The 19,468-nt window shown below is 74.6% G+C and carries 14 protein-coding genes; 4 read left to right on the top strand and 10 right to left on the bottom strand.

Features of this window, described 5'->3' with window-relative positions; genetic code table 11:
• Positions 1–200: 200 nt before the first annotated feature.
• Complete coding sequence (locus tag HN013_RS22685; protein ID WP_171169111.1) at positions 201–1,193, bottom strand: ParB N-terminal domain-containing protein; 993 nt, start codon at positions 1,191–1,193, stop codon at positions 201–203.
• A 757-nt stretch (positions 1,194–1,950) separates the two neighbouring features.
• Between HN013_RS22685 and HN013_RS22690 the strand changes: the two genes are divergently transcribed.
• A complete protein-coding gene (locus HN013_RS22690) occupies positions 1,951–3,732 on the top strand; it encodes a tryptophan 7-halogenase (RefSeq protein ID WP_312018687.1) in 1,782 nt (593 codons plus the stop codon).
• Positions 3,733–3,798: 66 nt separating this feature from the next.
• On the opposite strand, the gene HN013_RS22695 is transcribed toward HN013_RS22690, so the two are convergent.
• Both HN013_RS22695 and HN013_RS22700 read right to left on the bottom strand, forming a co-directional pair.
• Positions 3,799–5,154, bottom strand: coding sequence for a cytochrome P450 (locus HN013_RS22695; protein WP_312018688.1), 1,356 nt, complete (start codon positions 5,152–5,154; stop codon positions 3,799–3,801).
• A gap of 237 nt (positions 5,155–5,391) precedes the next feature.
• Positions 5,392–6,225, bottom strand: coding sequence for a pentapeptide repeat-containing protein (locus HN013_RS22700; protein ID WP_171169113.1), 834 nt, complete (start codon positions 6,223–6,225; stop codon positions 5,392–5,394).
• Positions 6,226–6,561: 336 nt separating this feature from the next.
• Here HN013_RS22700 and HN013_RS22705 point away from each other — a divergent pair, with 336 nt between their 5' ends.
• On the top strand, positions 6,562–7,008 hold the full coding sequence (locus tag HN013_RS22705) for a hypothetical protein (protein WP_171169116.1): 447 nt from the start codon (positions 6,562–6,564) through the stop codon (positions 7,006–7,008).
• A 51-nt stretch (positions 7,009–7,059) separates the two neighbouring features.
• On the opposite strand, the gene polX is transcribed toward HN013_RS22705, so the two are convergent.
• On the bottom strand, positions 7,060–8,787 hold the full coding sequence (gene polX, locus HN013_RS22710; RefSeq protein WP_171169118.1) for a DNA polymerase/3'-5' exonuclease PolX: 1,728 nt from the start codon (positions 8,785–8,787) through the stop codon (positions 7,060–7,062).
• 89 nt (positions 8,788–8,876) lie between these two features.
• Between polX and HN013_RS22715 the strand changes: the two genes are divergently transcribed.
• Positions 8,877–10,547, top strand: a complete 1,671-nt coding sequence (locus tag HN013_RS22715) for a bifunctional 3'-5' exonuclease/DNA polymerase (RefSeq protein WP_171169120.1) — start codon at positions 8,877–8,879, stop codon at positions 10,545–10,547.
• A gap of 30 nt (positions 10,548–10,577) precedes the next feature.
• Here the strand turns inward: HN013_RS22715 and HN013_RS22720 are convergent, their stop codons facing one another.
• From HN013_RS22720 to HN013_RS22730, 3 genes are all read right to left on the bottom strand, one after another.
• Positions 10,578–11,498: a squalene/phytoene synthase family protein gene (locus HN013_RS22720; RefSeq protein ID WP_171169122.1), complete on the bottom strand. Its 921-nt coding sequence runs from the start codon at positions 11,496–11,498 to the stop codon at positions 10,578–10,580.
• Between the two features lie 73 nt (positions 11,499–11,571).
• Positions 11,572–12,090: a TetR family transcriptional regulator C-terminal domain-containing protein gene (locus tag HN013_RS22725; protein WP_212764681.1), complete on the bottom strand. Its 519-nt coding sequence runs from the start codon at positions 12,088–12,090 to the stop codon at positions 11,572–11,574.
• Positions 12,009–12,656: a CBS domain-containing protein gene (locus HN013_RS22730; RefSeq protein ID WP_171169153.1), complete on the bottom strand. Its 648-nt coding sequence runs from the start codon at positions 12,654–12,656 to the stop codon at positions 12,009–12,011. The genes HN013_RS22725 and HN013_RS22730 overlap by 82 nt, the downstream gene beginning before the upstream one ends.
• A gap of 186 nt (positions 12,657–12,842) precedes the next feature.
• Between HN013_RS22730 and HN013_RS22735 the strand changes: the two genes are divergently transcribed.
• On the top strand, positions 12,843–13,223 hold the full coding sequence (locus tag HN013_RS22735; RefSeq protein ID WP_171169124.1) for a hypothetical protein: 381 nt from the start codon (positions 12,843–12,845) through the stop codon (positions 13,221–13,223).
• A 43-nt stretch (positions 13,224–13,266) separates the two neighbouring features.
• Here HN013_RS22735 and HN013_RS22740 read toward each other — a convergent pair whose 3' ends face one another.
• From HN013_RS22740 to HN013_RS22750, 3 genes are all read right to left on the bottom strand, one after another.
• Positions 13,267–16,203 (bottom strand): tetratricopeptide repeat protein, encoded by a 2,937-nt coding sequence (locus HN013_RS22740; protein WP_171169126.1) that lies wholly within the window; start codon positions 16,201–16,203, stop codon positions 13,267–13,269.
• Positions 16,200–18,011, bottom strand: a complete 1,812-nt coding sequence (locus HN013_RS22745; RefSeq protein WP_171169128.1) for an HSP90 family protein — start codon at positions 18,009–18,011, stop codon at positions 16,200–16,202. The genes HN013_RS22740 and HN013_RS22745 overlap by 4 nt, the downstream gene beginning before the upstream one ends.
• Positions 18,012–18,080: 69 nt before the next feature.
• On the bottom strand, positions 18,081–19,361 hold the full coding sequence (locus HN013_RS22750) for a hypothetical protein (protein ID WP_171169130.1): 1,281 nt from the start codon (positions 19,359–19,361) through the stop codon (positions 18,081–18,083).
• Positions 19,362–19,468 lie beyond the last annotated feature (107 nt).

Below are 19,468 nucleotides of genomic sequence, written 5' to 3' on the forward strand. Positions count from 1 at the left end.
GCCGTTGATATTCACCGGCCGGTCCCGCTCGGGAATCCTCCCACAAGGTCCCTACGGGCGAAGCGGTGTTCGACGCCCGATTCCGGCCCGGAAACGGAAGCGGACGGCGTGCGGAACGGCGGGCGTTCCGCACGCCGTCGGCGGCAGGGGAGTCGCTGGTACGGGCGGCCCGGCGGGATCCCCGGGGGCGGTCGGCCGGCTCAGGCCCTCGGGCGGGAGCGCTGAGCGGCGCCGGCCTCCCGCTCCACGCGCTCGGCGAACCGCGTCCACACATCGGCGCACTCCCGGGCCAGCCGGGTGACCCCGTCCGCGCAGTGCGGCGGGATCGTGGCGGCCAGCCTCGCCCACACCGCGGAGTCGACGTCGTGGACGGCGAAGCTGCGCAGCAGGAAGCGGCCGGACCGGGAGAGCCGCAGCGCCGGGTCCTTGCGGAGCCGGTCCAGCCGTTCGCGCGCGTCGCGCAGGGACGGGGCCTCGGCGATCGGCGTCCGGGGCCGCGGGACGTCCTGGTGCTCCCGCGGCCGCTCGGCGGACGCGACGAAGCCGCGGGGTACGAGGTCCCGGCCGAGGAGGATGCGTTTCTTCACGTCGTGGGCGGTGCCGAGCGAGATGCCGGCGGCCCGGGCGATCTCGCGCAGACTCGCCTCGGGCCGCTGCCGCATCAGCTCGCCCGCGAGCAGCCGGCCGCTGGCGACGCTCGCCCCGTCCGCCCGGCGCCGCTTGCCGTCCAGCCCTATCCGGGTGTTCAAGTGGGCAACGTCGACGCTTGAACGCCGGACGCGGGAGACGGTGCGGGGCGACAGGGCGGTGACGGAGGCGACGTACCGGTCCGAGAGCGCGGGGCTCTCCTTGAGGATCCGGGCGGCCGCGGCGAGCCGGTCGTCGTGCGTCAGCGGCTTGCCGTGCGAGATGTTCAGACTGACGGCGGTGGCGAACAGGTTCCGCTCGGGCATGTCCAGGAGGTAGGCGCTGATGGTCCGGTCGCCGCGCACCCGGGCCGCGGCGAGCCGGTGCATCCCGTCGATCACCCGTCCGGTGGGCCGGTGCACGACGATGGGCGGCAGGTCCTCGTCCAGCGCGACGAGCGTGTCGATGTACTCCCGGTCCAGGCCGTTGGTGCGCGGGGAGTCCGCCGACAGTAACGAGTCGACCGGTACGTCCGCGCGCGGTGTCGCACTCAGAACCGGCGTCAAAAAAGGCATGGAGCCGCCGTCGCCACTCATCAGATCCCCCGCGTTCCCCCGCCATGACTGATGGTGCTGCATCATCACGCTAACAACGTGCTCCAGATCCAGGCAAGAGGTTAACGGAGTGTGAAAGCACTCGACGTGCGGAAGGTCTACTTCCTTTATTCAAGGGGCTGTTGAGCATGGTGATGGTCGCACGGAAACGGTCTCGGGTGCCGGTTTCCGTCCGTCGAATGCGCGTGATGATTCTTTTCCGAGGGGGAGTCGAATGCGGTGGCCGAATCGGTGCCACCGGTTCCGGGAGCGCACGGTAACTCCCCGCCCGTGCGAGGGGATTCCCGTTCAGCGTGGCGAACATGCATGGACGGGGCCGCCGGTGCCGCGTACGGTCGTGACGTCGCCCCCGAGCGGGGTGCGGAACGGGGGACTGCGCAGCATGGCTCGTGAGGATCCGACCCGGGACACCGAGAACAGCGACGGCGGGGGCGCGGGCCGCCTCCGTCGCACGTACCGGGGCTTCTCCGCCACTCTTATCTCACCGACCTCGTAGCGGTCCACGCACGTCCCGGCGGACCGGGCGGGCCCTCGCCCCGCCCCGCCCGTCCGGACGTCCGCCGGCCGGGAGGCGCCACGGGCGCAGGCCGGAGTCGTCGACGGTGTCCACGACTCCCGCCGCCACGCGCCTCCGGACGGCCGCCCAGCGCCGTCCGGCGCCTCGGACGTGCGGCATTCACCGTCATCAGCGAACGAAAGGTCAGACACCGTGCGGGAGTTCTACGACGTCGTGATCATGGGTGGTGGCCCGGCCGGCTCCACCCTCGGTGCCCTGCTCGCCCAGCGCAGCGACCTGCGGGTGGCGATCTTCGACAAGGAGGTCTTCCCCCGTGAGCACATCGGCGAGTCCTTCGCCCATCCCGTCGTCCCGGCGCTCCAGGAGAGCGGCGCGCTCGCCAAGGTGCTCGCCAGCCCGTGCTGGGTGAAGAAGTTCGGCGGCGTCTACGCCTGGGACCCCGGGCGGCCCAGCGTCGCGCTCTTCGACCGGGTGCTGTTCGAGCGGGACGGCGTGCAGCGCTGGACGATGCACGTCAACCGGGCCGAGTTCGACCACATCCTGCTGGACCATGCCGCCGACGTCGGCGTGGAGGTCTTCCAGGGCATCGCCGTCACCGCGTACGAGCCCGGCCCCCACGGCGGCCTCGTCCGTCTCGCCGACGGGACCGCGGTACGCGCGGGGTACTTCGTCGACGCCTCCGGGCGGCAGAGCAGCGTCTCCGCCGCCCGCAACAAACGCGGCTGGCTCTCCCACTTCAAGAACATCGCCATCTGGCAGCACTTCACCGGCGGCGGCCAGACCCAGAACCTCCCCGCCGACTGGAACGTCTTCACCGCGGACAACTTCTCGCCCATCGGCTGCTTCGCGTTCCGCGACGGCTGGTGCTGGTACATCCCCGTGCCCAAGGTCATCGACGGCCGGCGCGTCCTCACCCACTCCGTGGGCATCGTCACCAACCCGGCCGTCCTCAAGGAGCCCGGCCGCGACTACACCGACCAGCGGACGTTCCTCGCCGCCGTGCGCGAGGTCCCGTACCTCAAGGACCTGATCACCGACGTCGTGCCCGTCGCCGACACCATGCTCACGGCCACCAACTACTCCCGTGTCGCAGAGGAGTTCGGGGACTTCGACGAGCGGCACCTGCTGGTGGGCGACGCCGCCTTCTTCGTCGACCCGCTCTTCTCCTCCGGGGTGGCGGTCGCCCTCACCCAGGCGTCGGCCGCCGCGCTGCTGCTGCTGAAGACGGTCGACGGCAGTCTCGACGAGGCCGACCGGCGCCAGCTGTGGCGGGACTACAACGACAAGTGGCACGGCACCGCTGAAACGTTTGCCCTGATGATCGACCAGTGGTACCACGCCATCGCGAAGAACAACCCCGGCAGCGTCTACTGGAACACCCGCGGCACCGGAGCCGACCTCGGCATCCGCGAGCAGACGTTCGACGCCCTGCTCAACACGGCGTTCCAGCCCGCGCTGCTGGAGGTCATGACGCACAACAGCCGCAAGCTGGAGGACCTGGACGCGGCCGGGCCGTACCTGTCCGCCACCGCCCTGGCCGAACCGGCCGGCCTCACCGCCGACGCGGTCGTCGCGCTGGCCCCCACCACCGCCATCCGCGACAGCGTCACCCTGCTCGTACCGGGCTTCAAGGCCACCAACCCGCCCGCGAACGTCCAGCTCCCGCCGCCCGTCCTGGAGGGCCTGACGGACTACTGGCGCAACCCCCTGACCAACCACGCCTCGGCGCCGTCCCCGCTGCGCGACACGGTGCCCTGCCGGAGGATCTACTCCACGGACGACCCGCACGGCCCGACCATCGACGCCGATGCCCGCAGGGACGGTGTGGACGAGCTGTGGGAGCTGCTGAGCGGCGGCCCCCTCAAGTACGGCGAGGTCGCCGGCCGCCTCTCCCCGGCCCAGATCCGGCTCGTCAAGCGCATGTGCGTGGGCGGCTTCCTCCAGGTGACGCCCGCCGGCGCCGCCACGGCCTGAGCCGGGGACCCGTCCGCACGTCCTGTCCGCACGCCCTGTCCGGCCGGGCCCGAGTGCCCGGCCGCCCTACCCGCCCCCGGCCCGCGCCACTGTCACCATCGGCAGCCGGTGCGGGCTCAGGACGAGGCGGGGCGCGGGACGGACCCGGCGGCCGTTCGCGGGGCGCAGGTCCCAGCCGGCGACGACGGTCGCCAGTGCGAGGGCCGCCTCGGTGAGGGCGAAGACGTCCCCGATGCACTTGCGGGGACCGCTGCCGAACGGCAGGAACGCCGTGCGCGGGGGCTGGGGCGCGCCCGGCGCGGCGATCCAGCGGTCCGGGACGAAGCGCTCGGGGTCGGGGAACAGTTCCGGCCGCCGGTGGAGGAGGTACGCGCTGTAGACCACGGCCGTTCCGGCGGGGATGGTGTGGCCGCCGAGACGGGTGTCATCGGTGGTGGTGCGGGTGAGCACCCAGGCGGGCGGATACAGCCGCAGGGCCTCGCTGATCACCGCCGCGGTCAGGCGCAGACCGGGCAGATGCCCGAACGTCGCGGCGGGAGCGCCGTCGAGCACCCCGTCCACCTCGGCGCGCAGTCGGCGCGCCACCTCCGGGTGGCCGCCCAGCAGGTACAGGGCCCAGGCCAGGGCGCTGCCGCTGGTCTCCGTCCCGGCGGCGAAGAAGGTGACCAGCTGGTCGGCGATCTCGGTGTCGGACAGGCCCCGGCCGTCCGGCCCGTCCCGGCCCGCGGCCAGCAGCATGGACAGCAGGTCGCCGGTGCCGGGGTCACCGGAGCGCTGACGGGTGATCAGCAGGCCGATCGCCGCCCGCAGTCGGGCGCGGGCCCGGTCGTAGCGGCGGTTCCCGGGGGTCGGCAGCCGGTCGGCCGGCGCCGGCATGAGCGCGCGCCGGGGGATGCCCGCCACGACGGTCGTGAAGTCGTCCATCACCCGGGCGAGTCCGGCGTCGTCCGCTTCCGAGCCGAACATCGCCGCGACGGTGATGCGCGCGCTGAGCGTGAGCATCTCGTCGGCGGCGTCCACGGTCCCGCCGTCGCGCCACGCGCCGGTCAGCGCGGTGACCTGACGGGTCATCACCTCGGCGTACTCCGGCATCCGGGCGGAGTGGAACGCCGGTTGCAGCAGGCGCCGTTGGCGCCGGTGGTCACGGTGGGGACAGCTGGCCAGGCCGTTGCCGGTGAACTCCCGGATCCGGTCGTAGAGAGGACCGCCCTTGTCGAAGGTCCGGTCGTCCCGCAGGACCTCACGGGTCAGCCCGGGGTCGCAGACCACCACCGCCCGGACCGGGCCCACGCGGATCCGGACCAGATCGCCGCGGCCGGGCAGGGTGCTCAGGAAGGCGAGGGGGTCCCGCAGCAGGGGCAGGGCGTGGCCGAAGACCGGCAACGCCCCCGGGGCGACACCGTAGGTGCAGCGCGCGTTCACGATCGCTCCGAGGGTTCGTACCGACGTGGTCGAGGCGGCCCGGCGTGCGGGCGACGGCCCGGACGGCGGCCGTCCGCGCACAGGGTGAACCACACGTTCCGGCCCGCCGAGTTCCCCGTGCCCCGACCGGTGCGGCACAATCCCCGGCAAGTGGGGAGCACGGGGGCGAAAGACGGCGAACTCCCGCCGGAAGGCTCCCCTCCGCACGCCGTGGCCCCGGCTCCCGGGGGCGTATGCCTACCGGCTCCAGTGCCCCGGGCGGGTGAGCGCCTCCGGCAGCTCCGTACGGGCGTCGCCCCTGGCCGCGTTCACCTGGAGCTGGGTGAGGAAGATCGCGCCGGTCAGGTCCGCTCCCGCGAGGTTCGCGTCGCGCAGATCGGCGCCGATCAGATCGGCCGTGCGCAGATCCGCCCCCGACAGGTTCGCGGCGATCAGGTACGCCCCGCGGAGGTTGGCGCCCCGGAGGTCCGCGCCCCGGAGGTCGGCCCCCATGAGGTCGGCGCCCCTGCGGTTCTTCTTCTTGCCGCCGCCGGGGCCCCGGACCAGCTCGCTGGTGCGCAGCAGCAGGACGTTCACCTCCTGCCGGAGGGCGGGCACGTCCAGACCGAGGAGGGTCTCTGGGGTGGACTCCGTGAGCTTCTCGATCTTCCCGAGGACCCGCCGGACGTCCCGGTGGACCGGCAGGGCCTGCGGCAGCCTCAGCGCCTCCGCCAGGTACCACAGCAGCTCATGGAGCTGCCGCACCACGGGGAACACGTCGAACATCGCGCGGGCCGTCCCCGGCTCCTCCCGCCAGCTCCGGCCGCCGAACGTGACCTGGGAGACCTTCTGCCCCGCGCCGAAGCAGTCGTACACCGTGCAGCCGGAGAAGCCCTTCTTCCGGAGCGTGGTGTGCGTGCCGCAGGCAAAGTCCTCCCGCAGGTTGGGGCAGGGCTTCCCCGCGTCCTTGCTGATCGCGAAGTCGGCCGACACCGCGAAGGGCAGGGCCACGCAGCACAGCGCGAAACAGCTGCCGCAGTCGGCCCGGAGGCCGAGGGAGTCGGTGTCGGGGACGTCGCGTATGTCGGGCACGGTGCGCGGAATACCTCCGGTCGGGGCTCGGCGGAGCCGGGGGCTCCGACCGGGCGGGGCGGGTTCCCGGCCGGTCCGGTCGGCGCGGCGCGGGGTGATCCAACCAGTCTAGGACGTCCACCGGACTCGCCGCCGCGGCGTCCCGCCGGGGCCGGGCCGGAGCGGTTCCCGACGCCGGACGGCACCCCGTTCGCACCTGTGATCGAGCAGTCCGCGCCGTCGTGGACTTGGCGGCTTCGCGCCCTTTGCGCCGGGCGGACCTGCCGTGAGGGTGGGACCTGCGCCACCGGCCACCCGCCGGCGGTGGAAGCGCACTGTGAGAGAGGGAGTCCCCGCATGCCTCCGATCCCGGTCAAGCCCGGCATCTACAAGATCCACGCCCACATCATCGGCCCGTCCGCCCTGGTGACGGCCACCGAGTACGCCGTCAAGCACGGCGCCCCGGTCATCACCGACCGGATGAACCCGCTCCCGATCGAGCAGGACTGGATCATCGAGCCCGCCGAGCCCGTCCCGGGGGCGCCGTACGTGGTCCGCCTCGCCCACCACGAGCAGGCGGGGCTCGTGATCGCCGAGGACAAGCTGTACGTCAACAGCGTTCCGCGCGGCGAGCTGACGAAGTTCACGTTCGAACGGGTCATCGGCGGAGTCAAGATCATCTCGGACAAGGGGCTCGCCCTGCGCTCCGGACACCGCGGCGCGCAGCTCACCGTCGTGCCGCCCGCACCGGAGTTCCAGGAGACGTGGACCCTGGAGTTCGTGAGCCCGATCGCCGAGGACTGACGAGGGAACCCGCGGGGCGACCGGTCCCGGTCACCCCGCGGTCCGTCCGGGTCAGCGGGGCCGGCCCTCCTTCAGGAAGCGCTTGAGCCGCTGGAGCGGCCAGGTGTTGATGACGTCGTCCTTCGTCAGCCAGCCGCGCTGCGCCGTGCCCACGCCGAAGCGCATGTAGGGCAGGTGCGTGACCGCGTGGGCGTCGGTGCTGACGGCGAACTTCACGCCGTGGCGCCTGGCGCGCAGGATGTCCTCGTCGCACAGGTCCAGCCGCTCCGGATGGGAGTTGATCTCCAGCGCGGTGCCGGTGCGGGCGCAGGCGGCGAAGACCTCGTCGAAATCGGCGTCGATGCCGGGCCGCCTGCCGATCCGGCGGGCCGTGGGGTGGCCGATGACCGACACGTACGGGTTCTCGCAGGCCCGGACGAGCCTGCGCGTCAGTTCCTCCCGGGACTGGTGGAAGTGCGAGTGCACGGACGCCACGCACAGATCGAACCCCGCGAGGAAGTCGTCGGGCCAGTCCACGCCGCCCTCCGGGCCGATGTTGAGCTCGGTGCCGTGCAGCAGCCGCATCCCGCGGTGCCTGCCGTCCAGGGCGCGCACCCGCTCGCGCTGGGCGAGCACCTTCTCGTCCGTCATGCGCTGCATGTACAGGTCCGGGGCGTGGTCGGTGACGGCGTAGTACGCGTACCCGCGCGCTGCGGCCGCGGCGACCATGTCGTCGAGCGGGGCGAGGCCGTCCGTGAGATCGGTGTGGGTGTGCAGGTCGCCGCGGATGTCGTCGTCGGTGACCGGGTCCGGGAGGTCCCCGCGCAGCCCTGCGGCGATCTCGCCGCGGTCCTCGCGGAGAGTGGGCGGGATCCAGGGCAGGCCCAGGCGGGCGTAGATCTCCTCCTCGGTCCGCGAGGTGACCTTCCGGCCGCTCTCGGTACGGAAGAGGCCGTACTCGGAGAGCTTCAGCCCGCGGCGCACGGCGATCTCCCGGACGCGGATGTTGTGCGCCTTGGAGCCGGTGAAATACAGCAGCCCCGCGCCCCACGCGTCGGGCGGCAGGACGCGGAGATCGACCTGCAGCCCGGTGTTCGTGCGGATCGAGGTCTTCTTCGGCCCGCGGGCGATGACCTCCGCCGTCTGCGGGAGGGCACGGATCGCCTCCATGAACGGTTCCGGGTGATCGGCGGCGACCAGGATGTCGATGTCGCCGATGGTCTCCCGCATACGGCGCAGCGACCCCGCGTAGGCGCATCCCGCGCAGCCGGGGATCCGCGACAACTCCGCGACGATCAGCTCGGCGGCCTCCATGGCCGCGGAGAGCAGGATCCGCCCGCCCGCCTTCTGCATGAGTTCGATGCCGTGCAGGATGTTCTGTTCGGTCTTCTCCCCGAACCCTTTGAGGTCGCGCAGCCGCTCCTCGCGGACCGCGTCGAGCAGCTCCGGCACGGAGGAGACGCGCAGCTCCTCGTAGAGGGCCAGGGCCTTCTTCGGGCCGAGGGTGGGAATGGTGAGGAGTTCCCGGACGCCGGCCGGGACGGAGGCACGGGTCTCCTCGAAGGCCGCGACCTGCCCGGTGCGCAGGAACTCCACGACCTTCTCGGCGATGGACCTCCCCACGTTCGGGATCTCGCGCAGGGCCTTCACGTCCATGGCGGCGACGTCCTCGGGATGGCCGCCGACGGCACGGGCGGCCTTCTCGTAGGCGCGCGCCTTGAAGGCGTCGCCGCCGGTGATGGCGACGAGGTCGGCGTACTCCTGGAGCAGCGCCTCGACCTCCTCGTTGGGCCGGGCCATGGCTTCAGCGTGCCACCCGGCCGCCCCCGGCACATCTCGGCGGCGGGCGGTCCGGGGCCGTTGTCGTACCCCGGTGCGACACTGCGGACGTGAGATGGGCAGTGGCTGACGCGGGGGACGAGGGCGTGCGGCTCCGCCCGGTCGACGCCGACGGGCGGGCGGCCGGGCCGGTCGTCGTGGAGCGGAGCCTGGCCGACGCCGTCCGGGCACGGCCGGAGGCGACGCGATGGGTGTGGCGGTCGACGGCGGAGGTGTACGGGCGGGCGGCGGCCGCCGGGGTGCGCGTGGAGCGCTGTTACGACGTGGAGGCCGCCGAGGCGCTGATCACGGGGCACGAGGAGGGGCAGTCCGGCCAGCCGAAGTCGCTGGCCGCCGCGTGGGCGCGGCTGAAGGGACTGCCCGTCCCCGACGATCCGCCCGTCCGCGCGCCGGACGGCCAGCCGTCGCTGTTCGAGCCGGGCCCGGTCCCGCTGCCGCCCGGGACGGACCCGCTGGAGGCCCTGCTCGACGTGTACGCGGCTCAGCAGGCGCGCGTCGAGGACACGGAGCACCCCGGGCGGATGCGGCTGCTGACGGCCGCCGAGTCGGCGGGCACGCTGGTGGCCGCCGAACTGGCCAGGACCGGGGTGCCCTGGCGCGCCGATGTCCACCGGGAGCTGCTGACCGGGCTGCTGGGGGAGCGGTACCCGGGCGGACACGAGACCCGGCGGCTCGCCGAGCTGGCGGACGAGGTGTCGCGGGCGTTCGGCGACGGCGTCCGCGTCCGGCCCGACCTGCCCGCCGACATCATCCGGGCGTTCGCCCGCGAGGGCATCACCCTGACGTCCACCCGTGCCTGGGAGCTGCGCGCCGTCGACCACCCGGCCGTCGCCCCGCTCCTGGAGTACAAGAAGCTGTACCGCCTGCACACGGCGCACGGCTGGTCCTGGCTCCAGACCTGGGTCCGCGACGGCCGGTTCCGCCCCGAGTACCTGCCGGGCGGCACGGTGACCGGCCGGTGGACGACCAACGGGGGCGGCGCGCTGCAGATCCCCAAGGTGATCCGCCGGGCCGTGGTCGCCGACCCCGGCTGGCGGCTGGTGGTCGCCGACGCCGACCAGATCGAGCCCAGGGCGCTGGCCGCCGTCGCCCGCGACCCCGGGCTGATGGAGGTCGCGGGCACCGGCCGCGACCTCTACGCCGACCTGGCCGAGCGGGCGTTCTCGGGCGACCGCGACCGGGCCAAGCTGGCGATGCTGGGCGCCATCTACGGACAGACCTCCGGGGACGGCCTCAAGCACCTGGCCGACCTGCGCCGGCGCTTCCCCCGGGCGGTGGCGTACGTCGACGACGCGGCCCGCGCGGGCGAGGACGGGCGGCTGGTGCGGACGTGGCTCGGGCGTACGTGCCCGCCCGCGTCGACCGCCGTGCCCGACGAGGCGGGCCTGCCCCAGGACGAACCGGCCGGCTCCGGCGGCACGGCGGCTGCGCGGGCCCGGGGCCGGTTCACCCGGAACTTCGTCGTCCAGGGCAGCGCGGCCGACTGGGCCGTGATCGTGCTCGCCCTCGTCCGGCAGGCCGTCGCCGGCCTCCGCGCCGAACTGGTCTTCTTCCAGCACGACGAGCTGATCGTGCACTGCCCGGAGGAGGAGGCCGCCGCGGTGGCGGACGTGATCCGGTGGGCCGGGGACGAGGCGGGGCGCATCGCGTTCGGCGCGACGCCGACGCGCTTCCCGTTCACCGTGGCCGTCGTCGAGTGCTACGCGGACGCCAAGGACTGATGCCGCAACGGCACGCTCGCGGGCGCCCGTTCACCGTCCCCGCCGGCGGTACTCGCGGACGAGCACGGCCAGGGCGCCCGGCAGGGGCGGGCGGACCGGACGCCGCAGCACCGCCGTTCCCGCGGCCAGGGCCGCGCCGGCGGTCAGGGTCTCCAGGGCGATGACGGCCCGGGTGAAGGCGCGGTGCCCGGGCGGGGCGAACGCCACCAGGCGCCGGGCCCCGAGCAGGTCGCGCCGGGCCTGCCCGAGCTGGTCGCGCAGCAGGGCCCGGAGGCCGGGGGCGCACCGGCCCCGCTCCAGTCCGGCCCGGGTGACGCCGTACCGCGCCAGCGTCTCCTCGGGCAGCCCCAGGCGGCCGTCCCTCAGGTCCTCGGCCAGGTCGTTGACGAAGTCGAGGCGCTGGCTGCCGTCGATGTACCTGCGGCAGACCTCGCGGGAGGCGTCCGCGTCGGCCTCCGGCGCGAGCAGCAGCCCGGCGATCATCATGAACGCCGGGAGCGCGTACGCGTCGACGTACTCCTGGTAGTCCGCCTCGGTGGCGAAGCCGGTGGTGTCGCGTTCGAGGGGCGCCCCGGCGAGGAAGTCCGTCACGTGGCCGCGGAGTTGGGGGTGCGCGGCGACGGAGTGCAGCAGCGGTCCGAGCACCGGGTGCCCGCTGTCCGTCCCGGCCAGCCCCGCCCGTACCTCCGCCTCCCACGCGGGCCAGGCCTCCCCGACGTCGGGCCCCCGGTCGAGGAGGCCGTCGGTGTGGTGCATGAACGCGGTGGCGGCGATGACGTGGGGGACGAGCGCCGGGGGCAGCAGCAGCCGGACCGCGAGGTAGGCGTGGCGGCGGTAGCCGGCGACCACGGCGCGCTGTCGGGTGTAGGCGTCGCGCAGCCGCGGGTCACGGATGCCCGCCGTCGTCAGTGCCCTGTCCCACGAGTGCCTGCCGGGGGCCCACGAGTGCATGCCGGTGCGTCTTCCTGCGAGCGGTGATCAGCGGGCCGAGCCTACCGGGACCACCGGCCCGGTCCCGCCCGGGTCACCGGTAGCAGCTGATCAGCCGGGCCAGGCGCCGGCCCGCCGTGTGCAGCGGCTCCTCGCCGCGCGACACCCGGGCGGCCGGTTCCGCGCCCTCCAGGGGGCTGACCACCGGGTGCGCGAGCTCGCGCGCGTCGTCCTCGGCGATGCCCGCCGCGGTGAGCCCGGCGTGGACGAGCTCGCGCCGGCGGGCGAAGGCCTCGGCCGCGGCCTGCTGGATGTCGGGGGCGCGGCCCGCCGTGCCCAGGGCGGTGGCGGTGACCGGGCAGCCGCCGGCCCACTCGGAGGCACGGAGGATCCCGGCGAGGTTCCGGGTGCGGGCGGCGAGTGCGTCGCCGGGGTCCTCCTCGCTGTCCAGCGCCCCGCGCAGGATGCCGGCGAACTCCTGGTCGTCGTGGCGGATCGCCGCGACCGCCGACCGCGCGGCCCGTCGGTGGCTCAGTCCCGGACCCGGCCGCCGCTGTCGGCCCCCGCGGCCAGGTGGTGGTCGACGCTCACGACGCCGTCCACGCTGCGGCACAGCCGCAGCAGCACCGGCACCACGTCCTCGTCCCGGACCGAACCGCTCAGCCGCACCTGGCCGTTGGTCACCTCGACGCCGATCGCCGACGGCGGCTCGTGCAGGGTCCGTACGAGGACGTCCTCGATGATCTCCTGCCGGATGGCACGGTCGTCGCGCAGGAAGACCCGCAGCAGGTCGCTGCGGCTCACCAGACCCACCAGCCGGCCCGCCGCGTCCACCACGGGCAACCGCTTGACGTGCCGTTCCTCCATGGCCCTGGCCGCTTCGACGACGCTCCACTCCGGCCGGGCGCACACCGCGGGACTGGTCATCAGCCCCTCGGCCGTCGTCGCCTCGTGCTTGGCGCGCGTCGCCGCGGGGAGGGACGGATCCACCCGGCGGGCCGCCTTCGCCAGCAGATCGGCCTCGGAGACCACCCCCACCGGACGGTCGTCCGCGTCCACCACCGGAACCGCCGTGATGTCGTGCTCGTGCAGCACGTGCACGATCTCCGTGAACAGCGTGCCGCGCTGCACCCTGACCACCGAGTGGGTCATCAGGTCGCCGACGGTTCTGTGCTGCACCATGTCCCAGTCCCTTCCCCGTACGCACCCGGCGGCCGGGCGCACGGCCACGTTGACCACCGGGAATGCCTCCAGCCTCGCACACGCGCCGGTGCACCGGAGCGGCACCTCCCGGGGTCACACCGCCGGGTGAGCGCGCGACGGACGATGACTCGCGCCGCCCGGCCGCCGTCTACGCTCCCGGGGATGAGCGATCTCTACGAACTCCGGCTGGACTGGCACCTCCGCACCACGCTCCCCGCCGCCCTCCTGGCCGAACTCCGCACCCATCTGGGCGCCGGTCCTGCCGAGGAGGACGACACGGAGCTCCTCCTGGACGGCTCCGGCCCCGCCCTGCGCATCGGAGGCGTGCTGAGCGGAGTCGTCGCCCCCATACCCGACGGGTGGGCGCTCGTCGCCCGCCAGGAGATCCACGCCGAGATGCTGGAGGACCTGCGGGCGCTGCTGGACCGCCTCGCGCCCCACACGGCGGCACCGGGCGTCGTCGGCTCCCTCCGCTTCCACGAGCACGAGACGGGCGACGCGCTGGAGGTGCGCGACGGGACGGTGACGGGCATCGACCCCTGACACCCCGCGCGGGCGGGGGAGACCCCGCCCGCGCGGTCAGGGATCAATCGCCCTGCTGCGTCGCGTACTTGACGACGTTCTCCGCCTCGGCCCGCCGGGCCGGGGCCGCGCCCTCCGTCTCGTCCTCGCCGTACTCCGCCAGCACCGCGCCCGCCCGGGCCGCGGCCGCCGCGGCCCGCCCGAGGTCGACCTCCAGCCACGCGGCCATCAGCTCGGCGGCGGTCCGCTGGTCCCGCAGCGCGGGACCGCCGGCGGCGAGCACGCCGATCGCCCGCACGGCGTGCGCCAGCCCCTCCTCGTACGCCGCCCGGGCCGTGCCGTCGTCGTCCTCGTCACCGGGCACGCCCTCGCAGAAGCGGACGATCAGCTCGCCCGTCTGCCGGTACGTTCCCGCGAGTTCGCCGCGCAGCAGCTCCCGCTCGTCGTCGGCGGCCGCCTCCAGCGCGGCGGCGCCCTCGCGCTCGGCCAGGGCCATCAGCTCCCGGGCCGCGGTCAGGCTGTCGTCCTCCTCCTGCCGCGCGGCGAGCCAGGCGCGGGCGCGCAGCACACGGACGTACGCCTCCGGCCGGCCCAGACCGCGCCACAGCGCCTCGGCCCGCTCGTAGGCCCTGGCCGCCTCCTCGTCCCGGCCCGCCCGGTCCAGGCAGTCGGCGGCCATGTTGGCGAGGACGGCGTGGTCCTGCTGGTCCTCCCAGCCCTGGGCGACGGCGGCCGCCCGCAGGAACTGCCCGGCCGCCTCCCGGAAGTCGCGCAGCTCGACCAGGCACTCGCCCAGCCACCAGCGTGCCTGGACGACCTGCCCCTCGCCGTGGACGCGTTCGAGGTCCGGCAGGACCGTCTCCAGGACGGCCGCGGCCTCCTCGGAACGGCCGAGCCGGTGCAGCGCCCCGCCGAGGGTGAGGCGCGCCCACGCCCCCAGCGTGTCGCCCTCACCGGCCTGGTCGGCCCAGTGGGCCGCCTCCAGGGCGTGCTCCGCCGCCGGCTCGTGACGGCCGGTCGCGGTCAGGGCCTCCGACAGCAGCATGTGGAGCTGTGCGACATGCGCCTCCTCCAGGCTGTCGGCGCCGTGCTCCAGGGCGGACCGCGCCGCCTCGGCCGCCGTGCCCGGATCACCGCACGCCATCGCGGCCCGCGCCAGCCCGGACCGCGCCTCGGGCGCGTACCAGGCCAGGTCCGTCGCGTCCGTCACCTCCACCGCTCGGCCGAACAGCTCGGCCGCGCGGGCCGGATCGCCCGTTCCCAGGGCCAGTTCGCCTCGCAGGTGCAGGGCGTCGGCGAGGCGTCCGGACATCACCCGGCCCGCCGGCAGGTGCTCCTCGGCGAAGGCGATGGCCTCGTCCAGCGCGGCCTCCAGCGCGGCGAGGGACTCCGCCTCCACGGGCCCCGACGACAGCTGGTGGTGGAAGACCCGGCACCGGTACAGCAGGACGGCGGCCACGATCCGCGGCGCGGCCCGGCCCTCGTCGTACAGCGCGCGCAGCAGGGCGCACTCGGCGTCGGCCGCGGCCCGCGCCTCCTCGGCGCGGCCGCCGAACGAGAGGGCGAGCGCGCCGCGTGCCCGCGCACCGGCGGCGCGGTCCGGGAAGCCCGCCTCCTCGTAGAGTCCGGCGGCCTCCCGGAAGCGGGCGGCGGCCTCCTCGGGACCGTCCACCAGCCGCATCGCGTCGTGGTCGGCGAGTTCGGCGCGGGTGAGCGCGTCGAGCCCGTCCTCATGACCGCGGGCGGCACGGGAGGCCGCCTCCCATGCCGCGGTGGAGCCGGGTGCCGGTTCCTCCGTGAGCCGGCGGGCCGTGGCCAGCAGTTCCTGGAAGTCACCGACGGGCGGTGCCTCGGCCGACGGCGCCGGCGCGGGCCGGGGGGCCGTCGTGAGCCGTTCGGCGCGCACGCCCAGGGCCAGCCGCTCCGTCAGCGGCTCGGCGTCCATCCGTTCGAGGGCACGCGCGCTCGTGACGGTGCTGCCGTTGCGCCGGTCGAACCGGTGCGCGACGGCCAGCGCCTCCTCACGGGCGTACGCGTGGAGCTCCGCGGCCGTCCACTCCCGCCCGGCCGGACCGGGCACGCTCCGCCCGCCGAGCCCCAGTTCCGTCAGCCGCCGGGCGAGCAGCGCCACCGGCCCGAGGAATTCGAGCAGGGTGTCCGGATCGCCGGAGGGGGCGAAGTGGCCCGGGTGCTCGGCGAGGATCTCCAGGGCGCGGGCCTCGTTGCCCGTCAGCGCGCAGAACTCGATGTGGTCGCCGACCGTGGAGCGCATCGACTCCATGTCGCGGATCATGCGGTACCCGCGCAGGTGGTGCGCCCGCGCCTCGTCGGTACGGCCCAGCCGGACCAGGGGGAGCAGCGAGGCGGCCAGGACCACGTGCGGCTCGTGGGCGCATGTGTACTCGCCCGCCAGGACCGGCGCCCAGATCTTCAGCGCCTCCTCGGGGCGGCCGAGGCGGTCCAGCCAGGAGCCCTGGGTGTGCAGCTCGCAGGCGTGGCAGTCGCTCATCCGGTCCCGGTCGGCGGCGAGCCAGGCGGTGAAGGCCCGTTCGGCCCGCGCGGTGTCACCGGTGTCCCGGGCGATACGGAACTCGCCCTGCCGCACGGCCCGTTCGCCGTGGCCCGCGAGCCGGTAGCGGTGCTCCATCTCCGCGTGCCACTTCTCCACCGAGGCGAGCGGGATGTCCGGCTGGTCGAGCATGCCGCTGGAGACCCACTTGAACATCCAGTGCAGCCGGTGCGCGGCGTACTCGTCGAAGTCCTCCGGCCGTTCGTCCCACATCCGCAGCACCCGGGCGAAGGGCACGAACATCTTCTGCGACTCGGAGCTGAAGTTGTAGGCGGACAGCAGGTTGAAGAGGGCGTCGATCAGCAGCCGGGCGTCGCCGCACGCCCCGGCCTCGTCCACGAGCCGCTCGGCGCCGGCGTTCCGCCCCGGGCCCTCGGGCTCGTTCATGTTCTCCTGGAGCGCCTGCCGGACGGCGGAGACGGACAGGCTCATCGGCCCTCCTCGGACGTGGTGGTGGGGTGGGCCGCCCATTCCAGGAGATTGAGGAAGGCACGGTTGAGCAGGGCCGAGTCCGCCGGCCGCAGCGGGCGCTGGGCCATCAGCAGGGCCTGGCCGTAGAGGGCCTCGGCGGCGGTGGCGGCCAGGTCACGGTCCTCGATGGCGCCTATGCGCCGCACGAGGGGGCTCAGATGGTTGAGGACCAGCCGGGCGCGCGGGGTCTCGTCCCGCAGCGAGCCCAGGATCGACGACCACAGGTCGTCGGCCTTCTCCTCCTCCTCGGCGCGGGCCCGCTCGTGCCGGGCGGCACGGTCGTCCAGGTGCAGCGCGGGCACGGTGACGGGCAGGAAGGCCCGGACCGCCACATCGCAGTCGAGCGCGTCGAGACGGGCCCGGGCGGCCGCCAGGAAGTCGGCGAGCGCCAGCTCGTCGGCGGGCTCGACGTGGTCGAGGTGCGCGGTGACGGTCGCCGCGTCGAGCTCGGCGACGGACGTGCCCGGGCGCACCCGCGGCAGCATCTCCACGAGCTCGCCGTCGAAGGTGTAGCCGCCGTTGACCACGCCGATGCCCTGCGCCGCCGCGATCGGCGCCACCTGACGGAACTCCTCGACGCTGCGGGTGAAGTGGACCACCGGGTGCCGCTGGGCGAACTCCTCCAGGGACAGCTGACCGTCGCTGGTCTCGAACGGCAGCCACGGCAGCATCGTCCGCAGCATGTCCGCGTCGTGCCGGGCGAGGGACTTGACGCCGACGTGGTGGACGGACAGGAACTGCCGCAGCCGGTCCTGATCGCCCGCCGCGAGCTCGGAGAGCCAGTCGCGCACCCGGTTCCCGAGCGCCTCGCGGACCGCGGCGAGCCGGTCGTCGTCGTACAGGCTCTCGCGCGAGGCGGTGGGCCGCAGGCTGTCGGTGTCGACGACGCAGCGGACGAAGAACGCCCAGTCGGGCAGGAGTTCGTCCGCCCGGTCGGTGAGCAGCATGCCCTTGAGGTGCACGCGGTGCCCACCGCGCTGGGCCGGGCTGACGGCCTGCGGCAGGACGTACGCCACACCGCGCACCCCGGCCACCGGCACATCGAGGTCGATGGTGTCCAGCGGCGAGAACCCGAACAGCTCGTGGCAGTGGCGGGCGAGCGCCACGCGCCGGGCCGCCGGGCTCGGGTGGGCGCGCTCCCACACGGCCGGCCGGTCGGTGACCTGGGTGTCGCCCACGCGCACGTCGTAGGGGAGGAGCGAGCCGAAGTCCTTGGCGAGCGCGAGCACCCGCTCCTCGGTGAGCCAGTCCCCGCTGCCCGGACGGGCGGTCAGGTACACGGTGGTGCCCGGCTCGGGACGCGCCTCGCCGGGCAGGGTGCGGACGGTGTACGAACCGTCGTCGCGGGCCGTCCACTCCACGGGCGACGCCCCCGGCGTCCGCGCGGAACGGCTGACGACCCGGATCTCCTCCGCCACGACGAAACAGGCGAGGAGCCCGATCCCGAACTGGCCGAGGAATTCCGAGCGCGCCGACTCCAGTCCGTCGCGCTTGGAGCTGCGGCCGATGGTGGCCAGCAGATTGTGGACATCGCTCTCGCTCAGGCCGATGCCACTGTCCTCGACGCGCAGCCGGCCGCCGTCGGCGTGGAGGCGCACGGTGGCGGGCGCCTCCGCCTCCTCCGCGCGGCGGGCGGTGATGGCGTCGACGGCGTTCTGCAGCAGTTCGCGCAGATAGACCTTCGGGCTGGAGTAGAGGTGGTGGGACAGCAGGTCCACCAGGCCGCGCAGGTCGACCTGGAAGGTGTGCGGTATCTGGTCGTCAGTCATTGTCGAAGCAGGGTACTTCGTGGGTCGGACACCCGGCCGGGCAATATCCGCCGCGGCTCGCCGTCCCGCTCAGCGGTACTCGGCGAACCGGGGGCGCAGCCCGGCCAGGACAAGGATCCCGGCGCCGCCCAGCACCCCCGCCGGCACGGCCGGCCAGCCGGTCAGGCCGTCGCGTGCGGAGGCCGTCCGGGCGGTGAGCACGCCGAGGTGGCGGTCGGCGAGGGTGTCGAGGGATGACGCGAAGTCCCAGAAGTCGAAGGCGATCCTGCCGCGGCCGAGCTCGGTGAGGACCGCCGTCGCCTCGTCCGTGCGCCCGGTCGCGTGGAGCAGCCGCAGCCGCCGGTCGTCGTCGCGGAACCGGGCGTACCGGTCGAGCGTCTCCCGGTGCGCGGCCCGTCCGGGGGCGAAGGAGTAGTGCTCGGGCGCGAGCAGGGCGTCGAGGCGTCCGGTGAGGGTGTCGAACCTGCTCCCGGCGGCGGAGCCGGGGCGGGTGTCGTAGACGAACCAGCGGCCTTCGGTGGCCGCCGCCTCGGCGGCGACCGCCCGGGCCTCCGCCAGCCGGGTCCACGGGCGCAGCCCGTCCCGCCCGGCCGCGCGCACCCCGTCCGCCGCCGACACGAACGCCTGCGTGCCCAGCGCGGTGATCACCGCGGTGGCGAGGGTCGCCGCGCACAGGGCGGGGTTGACCACCCGGCCGTACCGGCGGGCCAGCCGCCACTGGCACCACCCGAGGACGGCGAGGGCGGCGACGCCGGTTCCGGCGGTGGCCCACGCGGCGGCCACGGCCGCGTCGTGGGCGCGGTCCGCCAGGGCGTCCGCCTGCCGCGCGTACCCGGACGCCAGGGCGTCCGCGCCGGGCAGCAGCTCCCGGTGCATCACCTCGCCCGCGTCCACGGACAGGGTGACGGCACCGGTGGGCGGCCGGCCCGCGGGCCGGTCCGGCGCCGTCTCGTCGACGGCGGCGGACCGGCCACTGAGGTCGTCGTACCGGCCGAGGCCGTCCAGCAGGGCCCGCACCTGCTCGCCGCGGGCCGTGTCCGCGCCCAGCCGGCGCAGCAGATCGCTGACCTCGGCCCGCCGCTGTCGTGCCGTGAGCAGCGCCAGGACGCGGTTGCCGACCTGGAAGTCGTCCGCCGACCGGCCCGGCGGCAGGACGGCGGGCCGGTCGGCGGAGTGGCCCGGGACCAGGGAGTTGGCGCGCTGGGCGTCGAGATCGGCCAGGGCGAAGCGCAGTCCGGCCGCCGTCGCCGCCCGCTCGGTGACCGTCGCGCGCAACCGGTCGGTGTCGTCCCGGACCACGACGGCACCCGCCACCGCCGCGGCGCACAGCGCCGCGAGGGCGACGAGCATCAGCAGCGCCTGCGCCCCGAGACGACGTACCGGCGAGGCCGGTCCGCGCCGCGGGCGTGGCGGCCCTGCGGCCCCGCGGCGACCGCGGGGGCCCCACGGCGCCCGGG

This window comes from Streptomyces sp. I05A-00742, assembly GCF_013055795.1.
GTDB lineage: Bacteria > Actinomycetota > Actinomycetes > Streptomycetales > Streptomycetaceae > Streptomyces.

What these genes read in the sequence shown, in the direction of transcription:
- HN013_RS22705 (WP_171169116.1), top strand. Translation starts at nt 6,562, where the DNA reads ATGCCTCCGATCCCGGTCAAGCCCGGCATCTACAAGATCCACGCCCAC.
- polX (WP_171169118.1), bottom strand. Translation starts at nt 8,787, where the DNA reads ATGGCCCGGCCCAACGAGGAGGTCGAGGCGCTGCTCCAGGAGTACGCC.
- HN013_RS22720 (WP_171169122.1), bottom strand. Translation starts at nt 11,498, where the DNA reads ATGCACTCGTGGGCCCCCGGCAGGCACTCGTGGGACAGGGCACTGACG.
- HN013_RS22735 (WP_171169124.1), top strand. Translation starts at nt 12,843, where the DNA reads ATGAGCGATCTCTACGAACTCCGGCTGGACTGGCACCTCCGCACCACG.
- HN013_RS22740 (WP_171169126.1), bottom strand. Translation starts at nt 16,203, where the DNA reads ATGAGCCTGTCCGTCTCCGCCGTCCGGCAGGCGCTCCAGGAGAACATG.
- HN013_RS22745 (WP_171169128.1), bottom strand. Translation starts at nt 18,011, where the DNA reads ATGACTGACGACCAGATACCGCACACCTTCCAGGTCGACCTGCGCGGC.
- HN013_RS22750 (WP_171169130.1), bottom strand. Translation starts at nt 19,361, where the DNA reads ATGCTCGTCGCCCTCGCGGCGCTGTGCGCCGCGGCGGTGGCGGGTGCC.